The organism is Rheinheimera sp. 1928-s (assembly GCF_029269265.1).
In the GTDB taxonomy this organism is placed as follows: domain Bacteria; phylum Pseudomonadota; class Gammaproteobacteria; order Enterobacterales; family Alteromonadaceae; genus Pararheinheimera.
Genome location: NZ_JARIXP010000001.1, coordinates 119861 through 132318, shown reverse-complemented (window position 1 = coordinate 132318; position 12458 = coordinate 119861). Strand labels below are relative to the sequence as shown.

Annotated in this window: 12 protein-coding genes and 1 riboswitch; of the genes, 9 read left to right on the top strand and 3 right to left on the bottom strand. The window is 45.9% G+C overall.

From position 1 onward, the window contains the following. Positions 1-78 precede the first annotated feature (78 nt). The 7 genes from P3C17_RS00535 (at position 79) to P3C17_RS00505 (ending at position 5740) form a co-directional block, all read left to right on the top strand. Positions 79-1518, top strand: coding sequence for a cytochrome ubiquinol oxidase subunit I (locus tag P3C17_RS00535; protein WP_300927626.1), 1440 nt, complete (start codon positions 79-81; stop codon positions 1516-1518). Continuing rightward, positions 1518-2561 (top strand): cytochrome d ubiquinol oxidase subunit II, encoded by a 1044-nt coding sequence (gene cydB, locus P3C17_RS00530; protein WP_300927625.1) that lies wholly within the window; start codon positions 1518-1520, stop codon positions 2559-2561. The genes P3C17_RS00535 and cydB overlap by 1 nt, the downstream gene beginning before the upstream one ends. A 302-nt stretch (positions 2562-2863) precedes the next feature. Beyond that, the gene (locus tag P3C17_RS00525; protein WP_233079991.1) at positions 2864-3181 is read left to right on the top strand and encodes a hypothetical protein; all 318 of its coding nucleotides are present in this window, start codon (positions 2864-2866) and stop codon (positions 3179-3181) included. Positions 3182-3291: 110 nt separating this feature from the next. Next, positions 3292-3852, top strand: a complete 561-nt coding sequence (locus P3C17_RS00520) for a CBS domain-containing protein (RefSeq protein ID WP_233079990.1) — start codon at positions 3292-3294, stop codon at positions 3850-3852. A gap of 347 nt (positions 3853-4199) precedes the next feature. Then, positions 4200-4472, top strand: coding sequence for a hypothetical protein (locus P3C17_RS00515; RefSeq protein WP_233079987.1), 273 nt, complete (start codon positions 4200-4202; stop codon positions 4470-4472). A 130-nt stretch (positions 4473-4602) separates the two neighbouring features. Next, a complete protein-coding gene (locus P3C17_RS00510) occupies positions 4603-5040 on the top strand; it encodes a chlorhexidine efflux transporter (RefSeq protein ID WP_300927624.1) in 438 nt (145 codons plus the stop codon). Next, positions 5012-5740: a helix-turn-helix domain-containing protein gene (locus tag P3C17_RS00505; RefSeq protein ID WP_300927623.1), complete on the top strand. Its 729-nt coding sequence runs from the start codon at positions 5012-5014 to the stop codon at positions 5738-5740. The genes P3C17_RS00510 and P3C17_RS00505 overlap by 29 nt, the downstream gene beginning before the upstream one ends. On the opposite strand, the gene P3C17_RS00500 is transcribed toward P3C17_RS00505, so the two are convergent. Beyond that, on the bottom strand, positions 5730-6572 hold the full coding sequence (locus P3C17_RS00500) for an SMP-30/gluconolactonase/LRE family protein (RefSeq protein ID WP_300927622.1): 843 nt from the start codon (positions 6570-6572) through the stop codon (positions 5730-5732). The genes P3C17_RS00505 and P3C17_RS00500 overlap by 11 nt on opposite strands. A gap of 35 nt (positions 6573-6607) precedes the next feature. Next, entirely contained in the window at positions 6608-8119 is a 1512-nt protein-coding gene (locus P3C17_RS00495; protein WP_300927621.1) for an FAD-dependent oxidoreductase, read from the bottom strand. A gap of 107 nt (positions 8120-8226) precedes the next feature. On the opposite strand from P3C17_RS00495, the gene P3C17_RS00490 reads away from it, so the two are divergent. After that, positions 8227-8397: a hypothetical protein gene (locus P3C17_RS00490; protein WP_300927620.1), complete on the top strand. Its 171-nt coding sequence runs from the start codon at positions 8227-8229 to the stop codon at positions 8395-8397. A 234-nt stretch (positions 8398-8631) separates the two neighbouring features. Here the strand turns inward: P3C17_RS00490 and P3C17_RS00485 are convergent, their stop codons facing one another. Continuing rightward, positions 8632-10581 carry a winged helix-turn-helix domain-containing protein gene (locus P3C17_RS00485; RefSeq protein WP_300927619.1) on the bottom strand — a complete coding sequence of 650 codons (1950 nt, stop codon included), beginning with the start codon at positions 10579-10581 and terminating at the stop codon, positions 8632-8634. A 138-nt stretch (positions 10582-10719) separates the two neighbouring features. Here P3C17_RS00485 and P3C17_RS00480 point away from each other — a divergent pair, with 138 nt between their 5' ends. Then, a complete protein-coding gene (locus tag P3C17_RS00480; protein WP_300927618.1) occupies positions 10720-12099 on the top strand; it encodes a serine hydrolase domain-containing protein in 1380 nt (459 codons plus the stop codon). A gap of 239 nt (positions 12100-12338) precedes the next feature. Next, positions 12339-12454, top strand: a riboswitch (TPP riboswitch). Positions 12455-12458 lie beyond the last annotated feature (4 nt).

Here is a 12458-nt window from a genome sequence, read left to right as displayed (position 1 = left end):
CCATGTTGCTGTTATTATCCGTGGCCATAGCGCCTGCTGTGTTAAGCCGGATCAAAACGTCTAAAAACTGAGGTAGTTATGGAACTTGATGTCAGTATCCTATCCCGGCTCCAGTTTGCTTTTACGGTAAGCTTCCATATTATTTTTCCTTCTATCACTATAGGTTTAGCCACTCTGATTGCGATCTGGGAAGGTTTATGGCTGAAAACCGGTAACCCGCAGTATCTGCAACTGGCTAAGTTCTGGATCAAACCTTTTGCCATTACCTTTGGTATGGGAGTGGTGTCAGGCATTGTTTTGTCTTATGAGTTTGGTACTAACTTCTCCAAATTCTCCGAAATGGCAGGTGCAGTGATTGGGCCTTTAATGGCCTATGAAGTGCTGACCGCCTTTTTCCTTGAAGCCGGATTTTTAGGGGTGATGTTATTTGGCTGGCAACGCGTCAGCGCCAGAATGCACTTTTTCGCCACTGTCACAGTGGCAGTGGGAACCTGGATCTCTGCGTTCTGGATTATTGCAGCCAATTCCTGGATGCAAACCCCACAAGGGCATCAGTTTGTTGATGGCAAGTTTGAAGTGGTCAGCTGGATGGAAGTGATTTTTAACCCCTCTATGCCCTACCGCTTTTTCCATATGTTATTAGCCGCTTTTATCACAGCCACTTTTGTGGTGATGGCCACTCATGCCTGGTATTTACGCAAAGGCCAACATATAGATTTTGGCCGCAAGGGTTTGTCTATGACCTTATGGATAGCGTTGGTGTTGACTCCGCTGCAAGCCTGGGTGGGTGACTTGCATGGCTTAAACGTGAAAGAACACCAACCAGTCAAACTGGCGGCCATGGAAGGGATCTGGGCTCCAACTGAAGCCAATGTGCCACTGTTGCTGTTTGCTTTACCTGATATGAAAGCTGAAAAAAATCACTATGAAGTTGCAGTGCCAGGATTGGCAAGCTTAATACTGACCCACAGTTGGGACGGCGAGTTGCAAGGCTTAAAATCAGTGCCTGCAGCCGACAGACCTAATGTACCTATGGTGTTTTTCAGCTTCCGCGTGATGGTCGGCATTGGCATGCTGATGATAGGCGTCGCGCTGCTGGGTGCTTACCTGCGCTGGCGTGGCACTTTGTATCAAAGTAACTGGTTCCTCTGGCCTGTCAGCTTTATGGCACCCACAGGAATTATTGCGGTGTTAGCAGGCTGGTATGTGGTTGAAATTGGCCGTCAGCCCTGGATTATTTATGGTTTGGTTCGTACCAGTGAAGTGGTCAGCCCCTTACCTGCAGAAAGGGTACTGTTTTCGCTGACCTTGTTTGTGCTGACCTACAGCCTGCTGTTTGCTGTGTACCTGTACTTTATGCGTAAGCTGATCAAAAAAGGCCCGGCACCTGTCGATCATCTGCAACAACAACGTATAGGCGTAAAAGCGTCAGGTTATGCGCTGTCTTTTACCAAAACCTTAGCCACTGATGCTGAAACATCAAATTCCCCTGCCACTGATCCAAAAGGAGCCAACTAATGGAGCTGGAACTGAGTGTAAGCCTGTTTTATCTGTTGCTGCTTGGCTTTGCCATTCTGATGTATGTGCTGCTGGATGGTTTTGATCTTGGCATGGGAATTTTGTACCCCTGGTTTAACAGCGATGCTGAACACGACCATTTGATGCGGTCTGTCGCTCACGTCTGGGATGGCAACGAAACCTGGCTGGTGTTTGGGGGCGTCATATTATTTGGTGCCTTCCCTGCCGCTTACGCCGCTATTGCCTCCACTTTTTATCTGCCGATAGTACTGATGTTGATAGGCTTGATTTTCCGTGGTGTGGCTTTTGAATACCGTTTTAAATCAGATACTTCAAAGAAATATTGGAACTCAGCTTTTGCCATTGGATCCAGCCTTGCTGCGTTCTGTCAGGGCCTGATGCTGGGCACTTTAGTACAAGGTGTGCCAACAGATTTTATTGATCAGTCCAGTTTTAGCTGGCTCAGCCCTTTCAGTTTATTTTGTGGTTTAGCCGTAATGGCGGGGTATGCCCTGCTGGCCTGTTGTTATCTGGTGATGAAAAGCCGTGGCGAGTTGCAACACAAAGCAGCCCGCTATGGCCAGCGTTTAGTATTGATTGTGATGTTATCCATGCTGCTGGTCAGCCTCTGGACTGTCTGGATAGAGCCGGAAATTCGGGTTCGCTGGTTTGGCGGCTGGCATGCTTTATGGTTAATCCCACTGCCTCTGTTGTCGGTGCTTGCCGCCCGTTTATTATTCCGCGACTTAGGCCGGGTAAACCGCAGCCATAAAGCGGAAACTGCTGTGCAGGAACGTCATGAAGAACGGCCGTTCTGGCTGGCTTCAGGCTTGTTTTTGCTGGCTTTTGTCGGTTTACTGGTCAGTGTATTCCCTTACTTGCTGCCACGCCAACTGACCTATCTGGAAGCCGCAGCGCCTGACAGCAGTCTGATGTTTATGCTGCCCGGTATCTTTATATTTTTACCTCTTATTTGTGCTTACACTTTATGGGGCTATAAGATTTTTGCCGGAAAAATTGAAGATTATCAGGAGGGCTACTGATGAAATGGTTAAATAAACTTTCCCAGGGCCAATGGTTTGTGGTGTTGTACCTGACTGGATTTTTAACCTTGCTGATTATTGCCTGGCTGTTAAAACAGGGCATGAAGTTTTTGTAAAGCGCTAAAAAAATCAACTGCTTTTACTTACTCAACAGCAGGCTTTTATTGATCTGACACAAGGAAAGTGTCGATCTCCACAACAATCTTTATCACTTTTTTCATTTTTTTATTTGCATTTTAAAAAACAACGCTGCTATAGTCAGGAAAAGACCAAGCTGTATTGGTTCTTACCGGGCGCGAAAAATGAAGTATTTAAGTTTTATCGCAGTGTTGTTTTACCTGAGTTTGCTGTTTCCTTCAGCAGGCCATTCTGCGTCCAGCAGTTGGGTAGATTTACAACAAGCGAATAAAAACTTCACCGTTGCTCTGGTGGCCTCTGCCACTCATTCCACTGTCGACTTAACAGAAACCCCAACTGATGACGATAAAAGCGCAGTCTGCTGGAATAGTTTTGAATTTCCTGCAGCACAGAATCGTTTTTATCAACAACCAGATACCCACTTCAATAAAGCGCAGCAAAGCTGTTATGCAGCGCGTGCACCACCCTCGCACCTCTCTTAATTCATTGAAATAGTCAGAGTTTCAGGCTTCATTGCCATAGATCTGACGACATCCATTGATTGTATTGATATCCGGTTCGCTGCCTCTGAGCGGACTGATGAGAGGTTTCTATGAAAAAGTTAAATTTATTCAACGTTGACGTGATAGATCATTTAGTTCAGCCCGCTGAATTTGCCGAAGCAACGTTAAATTCAGCAGCGCTGGATTTCCTGTCTGATTTTAAAACCAACAGCCCTATGATGATTGATTCTGGCACCTGTGCAGTCGAAGCAGAGGATATGATGAATCATGAACATAGCAAGTTGAAACTGGTAATAGACGCCAATCAGGAACTGATTGGTTTAATCAGCTACGAACAGTTGTCTATCCAGAATGTGTTGCAACGTTTAGGCAAAGGTGTGAATCGCACTGATTTAACAGTGGCTGATTTAATGCGCCCACGCGACGAAATCAAAGCCCTGGCTTATCAACAAATTAAACACTGCTCCATAGGTGATGTGCTGAACACTCTGCAACACAATGGTGAGCAGTATTGTTTAGTGATAGATACCGAATCTCACCATATTCGGGGGGTCATATCCGCCAGCGATATCGCCAGCCGTCTGCATATTCCGGTTCATATTGAGAAAGCTCCGACTTTTTTGAATATTTTTGACCGTATGTATGCCTGATCGACCTTTGCCGTGCTGCTAACCCGGCCCGGTAAAAATGTTTTCTCCTGGTTTTCCCTGTTTCGTACTCATTCCCACGAAACAGGGTTTTGAAAGCCGCCACAGAGTATAGGTACCTCCAAAGACCTCCCTCTGCCGGTCTCCTGGTTTATGGCGGCATTTTCCTCTACAACAAACATAGGTACCTCCAAAGACCTGTTTCCACACTGTCGGTTATTCCGATCCATGGTGGCGTTTTCCTTTCCAAACACTCATAGCAAAATCAGCGGCAAGAATTCCACTAAAGCTTTCCCGATCACGGCAGATATATAAGCATCAGGTTTAACTGCTTTTGAAGGGAGACAGAAATGAACGAAGCCAGCCGCTTACAAAGAATGCGTGAACTTGGAGTAAGGCTCCAGGAATTGCGTTTGCTGCCTTCGCATTCGGTCAACTCTTATGCCGGAGCAGCTCTTAACTTTTTGTTCCAGAACTATCAAATTGAAAAACCTGCAGGTGCGCCTTTAGATGTCACCTTGCGAGCTTTGGCCGCAGGTTTGGCAACAAAACATAAGATGACAACCCGGCCTGATCCGGACAAAGTGATCGACTTCTTCTGTCGTCATTATCAGGTGCATTAACCACCCAAGCCAATTTCGATGAAAGCTGCTGAAAAGCAGCTTTTTGCGTTATATTTGCGGCTTTTAACCAAGGCTTGCTTTGCCAGAACCTTTTACACTGCAGTTCTTGTTTATGAATTGAGTTTTACTGATGCGAAGCAACCTGGATTGGTTTCGTCATGCTTTTGCTTACGAATGTGGTGCTATTGGTTTACGCACTCTGTGCACTATGGCTGTGGCAGATACAGCTTTTGGCAGCGCTTCGACTTTTTCGTTATTCAGTTCATTTACGGTATTTTTGCTGACCTTAACGCATACCAAAGTTTTTGATTTTTTCCCATGGCGCACCACCGCATCTTTGGTTAAAAGCGGCAAAGTGCGGTTGCTGCATTGTGTCAGTTATGAACTGGCAGGAGCAGCACTCAGTATTCCTTTGACCTTGTGGTTGCTGGATTTTAGCCTGGCTCAGGCTTTATGGCGCGAAGCCTTGATGTTTATTGTGTTTTTGTTCTACACCTACCTGTATAACTACAGCTACGATCGTTTATTTCCGGTACCTCATGCTCAGCCTGTCCATTCGCGCTTATAGTCCGGTTCTGCAAAGCCACAGCCATGATCATCATCAACTGGTGCTGCCTTTGGCTGGCCGATTAAATTTGCTGATCAATCACCAGCAGTTGCAGGTGGGTACAGCTGAATGTCTGGTGATACCAGCAGGCACAGAGCATGGGTTTTCTGCTACTGAACAATGCCGGTTTTTAGTCGTAGATTTAGCGCATTTACCCACACATTTGCTGCAGTTAGCCCATCCGGTGTTTCAGCTTTCGGCGTTAATGCAACCTTATTTATTGGTACTGGAACAGCTGCTGGTACAACAAAATCAGCAATTATTGGCGGCGGCCCAGCAATTTTTTCTGCAATTGCTGGAAGCCGAACAACCAGTACCCGCACTGGACAGGAGATTACGGCAAGCGGTACTTTATATGCAGGAACACTTGGCTGAGGAATTGGATTTAGTGTTGCTCGCCAGCAAAGCCAGCCTGAGTCTGAGTCAGTTTAAACAATTGTTTCGCCAGCAATTAGGTCAAAGCCCAGGCCAGTACTTAACTCAACTCCGAATGCAGCACAGCCGCACTTTATTGCTGTTCTCTGATTTATCAGTGCAACAACTAGCACTGAACGTGGGCTATCAGTCGGCTTCGGCTTTTAGCGCACGTTTTTTGCGGCATTTTGGCCAAAGCCCTCAACAGTACAGAGGGCAACAGCACAAAGGTCTAGCTAAAGCTTAATCAGCTCGACAGCTCCACGTTTTTGCATAGTGACATACAACAAGCTTGGGTCTTTTTGCGAAAAAGTGACGTTGGTCGGAAATTCACCTTTTAACTTGTATTCTTTCAGTAATGTGCCGTCCGGGCTCACTTTGGCAACCACAGCTTTGCCATAACGGGCTATATAAAGATTACCTGACGCATCACAGCGCATGCCGTCTAAACCAAAATCAGGGAACTGGATCAGCAACCTTTTATTGCTGGCTTGCAGTTTCTTATCCAGATCATAGACCCAGACTCTGCGCTGCGCGCTTTCATTGACATACAGCCTGGTCTGGTCAGGGCTGATTTCTACGCCATTGGTGGTGCCCATCTCTGTTTCAACCAGACTGGAGCTGCCGTCTGTTTCAATACGCCACAACTGGCCTTTGCGGTTTTTCCAATCCGGATCGCTGGCGAAAATCACGCCGTTATTGGCTATGGTTAAATCGTTGGGCTGAAACATCAAAGGTTGATGGGCATGCAGCTGCAGCTGCTTTCCGTCATAACGCCAAATATTGTGGCCTGTGTAATCGGCTATATACATCAGACCTTTTTGATCAAAACGTATGCCATTGCCAATACTGCCTTTAGGCAAAGTCAGAGCTAAGCTCACCTCACCTTTTGGGCTGACTTTGCCTATAGTGCCCTCAACGCCATAATTCACTGCATACAGATAGCCGTTTTTATCTGTGGCGGGGCCTTCTATAGCGGCATGAAAAACACCATCAGCTACAAAATCTGTACTGTCGCTCTGATGTTCAGCCACAAGGCTAAAAGTTGACAGACTTAGTGACAAAAATAATAAATTCAATGCCTTACACTTCATCTTCTGATATCCCTCTTAGTTCAGGCTGGTGTGATGCCTTGAGAAAACCCTAGTAACTGCTGTGGATCGTAACGGCCTTTGAGTTGCTGTAGTTTGCTGTAATGACCAGCATAATAAGCATCAGACCAGTTTTTAAGCAAAGCGTCTGTGTAATTTAAATAAGCCCCGCCCGTGCTGTAAGGCCGCATTACAGTGCGCATCTGATCCACCCAAAGCGCAGCATTCTTCAATAAATCATCGTCAGTACCCACAGGGTAACTCACCATATACTGAGCACAAAATACCGCATCTCTGTGCGCAAAAGCGGTCTGATCTGTGGCAACTGAACCAATAGCCCCGCCCATCAGCGTTAATAAAATACCGCCTGAAAGTCCTTGCTGCTGACGTAACTGCACCTGTTCCAGCAAAGCAGTTAAACCTGCCTGCTCAATAGGCTGATTAAAAAAGTCCGAACTACCAGCCATAGCTGTGCGGTTCAGTTTGGCCCGCTCCGACTGATGCGGCAGTTTGCATTCAGGCATCTCCAACCCATCACAATCACTGAGCATAAAATCCCGGTATTGATGCAAAGCCACTTCCTGGGTCAGCGGTTGTACTGGCAAAAGCTGCAACCAGTTTTGCCAGAGCTGCTCTGCCTGTTCAGTCAAACCCAAACTGGTCAGCCGTATTTGTACCACCAGTTCACGCTTTGTATCGCCGCTCCACCATAAAGCAACTTGCGACCATAATTGTTCTGGTAACTGCTGACTCCAGTTTTGCCAGGCACTCAGCACAGGCAAAGCGTCTTTCAACGCAAAAGAAGCCCTACAACTTAAGATATCGCTGGTGGCAAAAGTTTGAAATTTAAAGCGGGTGACTATGCCAAACTGGCCACCGCCGCCGCCCTTTAAACCCCAGAATAAATCGGCATTTTGCTGCGCGTTGCAAAGCAGCACTTTGCCATCCACTGTCACCAGTTCGGCTTCCAGCACTGCATCACAGGTTAAACCGTATAATCGGTCGGCAATGCCAAAACCGCCGCCCTGAGTTAAACCTGCAATACCCACACCTACGCAACTGCCGGCAGGAATGGATCGGCCTTTTTTACTAAGCTGGTCGTACACATCCCCTAATTTAGCCCCGGCACCTATCCAGGCAGTGTTGTCTTCTGGCTGAAACTGAATATCGGCCATCAAAGCCAAGTCCAGCAAAATACCCTGAGTACTGGAGTAACCCGCATAATTATGACCCCCACTACGACCTGTAATGGGCAATTGATAACGGCGGGCAAAAGCTAAAACCAGCTGCACATCGGCCGTAGTGGCACAACGCGCTATCACAGCAGGAATAATAGAGTCGTAACGGGAATTGGCCGCTTTATAAAAACGATTAAAACCAGCATCTGCCGGAAACAATAACTGGCCGGAAAAATTAGCTTTGAGTTGCTGCCAGTCAGTAGCTTCTGGCAAAGCTACGGTCGGGCTGAACTGGCAACCAGAGACTGTTGTTACAGCAGCACCGCCGCTTAGGATTAAAAACTGACGTCTGTCCACAGGCAAGTCTTTTCAAAATGGCACACCGCAGGCAAATTAGCATAATTTGGCGGGATCTTCTTGTGGCTTAGCTAAAATAACAGGGAAGGCAAAACGAGGTTTTAATAATGATGAGTCTGCAAAAATTAAAACAACAAGCTTTAGATAACCCTGAAGTGAAAGCTGAATATCAGCTGTTGGAGGCTGAGTTTCGTTTTATCGATCAACAGTTATCAGTGCCCCTTCAAGTCGGAAGCGCTCAAAACACGTTGGGTGAAAATACGGACTCCGAAGAGTAATAGCAGCCGTTTAGAAAAAGGTAACTCCGACCCTAACTGGTCTACGCTGGTTAAGTACGCCCATGCCTGCGGTTTTGAGCTTTCGATTAAAGCGAATAAGCTCTGAGCTTTGCCTCTGAGCTGGAAGATCTATGTTTTATCCGCAGCAACGACCACAGAAAACCTGTTGTTTTCAGCTGACCCACAATGTCATATGACATTCCGTTAGCATAACAGAAAGCTACAGCTGCACATTCACTCCAGCAGAACTATGTCAGCATTCTCCTCTGGCTGCGAACAGAACAACATTTGTTGGGTTGAATAGGCGTCAATCAACTCAGACACCAAATCCGGCAGCGTTTCAGATAACTTGATCGCGCTGACACCGTCAAATTGATACAAGTCTCTTTGCGATTGAAACAAAACCCCACCTTTCACAGGCACTACCGCACCGGTCATCGGAGGTAGGCTTTGCAAACTGAACTTACGCTCCCCCCAAAATAAGAACTCTTCAGTCCGATAAAGCAGTTTATCGTCTTGATCGAGTCGTGCAGAAAAATTAACACCGGTTTCTGCTAGTCGGATTGTGACTCTTTTACTCAGCTGGTATCGCTCAAAATATGAACTTCCGCTACGTTTTGTGGCTATTAGCAACTTGTCTTTGTCGCTATACCAGTCAAGAACAGCAGTGAATTCAGCAGGCATTTTATGAGCGACTGTGGTTTGATCTTCGATAGAGTAGATATACAGAATTTTTCCAAAAGAGAATGCAATACGATTTCCATCTTTTGACCATACCGGCGCACGGTATATCGGTTGGTTTTCTGAGTTATCAAAAATGAGTTTTTGCTGCCCATCCCGATAAAGGAACAGCTGCGACCTGCCTGTTCTTGAGGATACAAAAGCAATCTCACGGCCTGATGGCGAATATCTAGCAAGATGATCTTCGCCCGCTGAATCGACGATTTTGTCGATAAAATCACGACGTCCGACCTCAATTAAATCAGTATCGTATCGGCTAAGCGACAGCACAATTTTATCGCCAGCAGGACTGAAAGACGGGTTAAAAATCCGTTGATAGCTGAAATATGGGATATCGCTCCGGCTGCCATCTAACCCCATAATAAAAAGTTCGTTTAAATGGTGAACCAGCAGTGACTGGTTGTTGGGATGCCAGTTTATCTCGGTAAAACCTAGTGGAAGCTTAGCGAAAGGCTGCGACAACTCAGCCGTCTTGATGTGAAATGACCTTAATTCCACATCGTTGCTGGCATTCTCGCCTGCCAGTGCAATCACTGTCGTATCGGGAGATAAAGCGATGCGGTAAGGTGTAAATTCGTTGCTACTCAGCAGCAAGTCAGTGTGAATTTTAGTCTGCTCATTAAAGTGCTTTAAACGAGTCACTGGGCGGCCATTTATTGGTACAGTCGCCAGCATGTAATAAAGCCCGCTCTTATCTGCATCCAGTCGCCAGAGACCGCCTTGCTCATCGACGCTAAACAGCCGATCTAAGGGCCCACCATGGCGGGAAATCTTGCCCACCCAATCACCAGCAGCAGCTCGGACAATAATGTAAAAGCTGCTATTTGATTGGTCCCAGGTGATCGATTGGTAATCGTCAGACCCGGACAAAATGATCTTTTCATCGGAAGAATGCAGATCTTTGACCACGATTTGATTTGAAGCTCCTGTTTGTCGGATAAATGCCAGAGCGGAGCCGTCAGCTGAATAAAGGGGCATAAAATCATAATAAGAAGATGAGGTGATTGGCTGTAGTTTGCCTGAAAATGAGATATGAGCCTTTGTGTCTGGCCAGAAACCCCAGATCATGACAAACAGAGCAAGCAAACAAGAAAACAGCCACCAGCGCCAATGGTTGGCTTGTGTTGTAATGGCTAATGGCTCAACCTCTAAACTATAGCCCCGCTTGGTATGAGTATGGATGTAAACAGGTGTTTTTGCTTCGTCTCCCAAAGCTTTTCTAAGTTGAGCAATACTACGCTGAACAGATCCCGGACTAAAAACTGTGTTAGGCCACAGCTCTTCAAACAACGATTCTTGTGATACCACTTGTTTGGGATGGGCCGCCAGATAGGCCAAAACGTCCATTGTTCTGGGTTCAACAGTCACAGACTCTTGTCCCCTCGTAATAAAACAACGATCTACATCCACCCGGATATCGTTCAATTTAAACTGCTTAAGCAAGTAACATCCTTATTGGCATAAACATCAGAACTTCATCAGAGAAAAATCGTTACTTCTCCATCGGTTTTTGAAGCAATTCAATTTCTAATTTATCCGGTTTTCAAATGTACCAAAATTATCTGATAAAAAGGAAATGCCATGAGAATAAACACACTTGCATTGGTCTTTGGTTTGGCCATCACTTTTCACGCAGGGGCTTGCAGCAACACGAGTCTTAAAAAGCAGCTGGAACAGTTTACGACTAAAAACTCTATAGGATTTTCTGCTCTTGTTGCAACGAATGGAAAAGAACTCTGTGAAGCCGCTGTGGGAAACGCCAGTATCGAATTATCTGTACCTATGAACAACCAGCATCTTTTCGAAATTGGCTCTCTGACCAAACAGTTCACAGCTGTTGCTGTACTCTTACTGGCACAGGAAAATAAGCTCTCTCTGGATGATGATATTTCTCTCTATATCCCGGAGATCAACACCACTAAAGGCAAAGTTACGATAGGCCACCTGCTCGCTCATACCTCTGGATTGGTTGACCCAATCAATGAACCCGAGTTTTTAGCTACCCGTGTGCAGGAGAGCATTTCATTAGCACAACTTATTACCCTATTTAAAAATAATAACTGGCACTATCCGGCAGGCGACAGGGTCCAATACAGCAATGTTGGCTACAGTATGCTGGCGTACGTCATCGAAAAAGTGACAGGTCAGAGCTACAGTGAATTTTTATCAGCGCGTATTTTCAAACCATTGGGTATGACCCATACATACCAGGCCTCTTTTGCTGTAATTCACAATAAAGTGACTGGCTATACGTTTGCTGACACAACCCCTCGCCAGCATGATTTTTTAAATCTGAACTGGGCATATGGTGCAGCAGATATTGTCTCGAACACCAAGGATTTGTATCGTTTTACCCAAGCCCTGATGCACAAGCAACTGCTTAATAGCCATTACCTCAATCTATTTCTAAGCCGCATTACCTTAAACGATAAATCGCAAACTGATGGTACTTTTAACTATTCCTTATCGCAGATTGGAAATACAGCGGCTATTACAATGAGTGGTTCAACTATGGGTTATTCGAGCCACAGCATTTTTTTGCCTGAACAAGACACATACATAGTGGTGTTAAGCAACAGTGACGGCATTAATGGCGGAAGCTGGATCCCTCCAGCAACAGTTGCAGGCAAACTGGCAGCAAACCTCCTTTCGTTTCCGCTTCCTGACTACAGCGCTGTTGATGTGTCAGCACAAAATACTCAGCAGTATCTTGGCCAATACCACTTAGAGGAGCAAGTCGTCAGGACATTGGATTATGTAAATGGTGCATTTATTTACCAGCGAAACGATGGCCCAAAATACGAAGTCATACCAATGAAAGACCATGGGTTTTATTTTAAAGATACTCTGAGCTATTTCTACATAAAGCACATTGGCACTGAGCAACAGCAAATGGATTTTTACAATTTCCTGAGCAATCAGCCACAAGTTGCCAAGCTCAAGAATCATAAGGTTAAGTGATTGATTGGTAATACTAAGCTACGAGATCCTCTCTCCATAAAATAAATCGTGGAGAACAGCGTAAAACTAGACCCTAATCGGGTCGGGATAAACCCGCCCCCTACAATTTTTTATCCGCTTTTGGGGGAAATTTAAGCTGGTGATTGCCACAAATTAGCCCATAGAACACTCAAGTCCGAAACAAGGCACCTACCAATTTCCCCTTGCCGCCTGGAAAAAAGCTGTTTATGCTGGCCGCACTTAGCTTGTCGGAGTGCTGCACAAACCTTGTTTGTCAGCTGAGACCGCCCTTGGGCGGAATCCGTGGAACCTGAACAGGATAATACCTGCGGAGGGAAACAAGAGCGCTAATAGCGGCG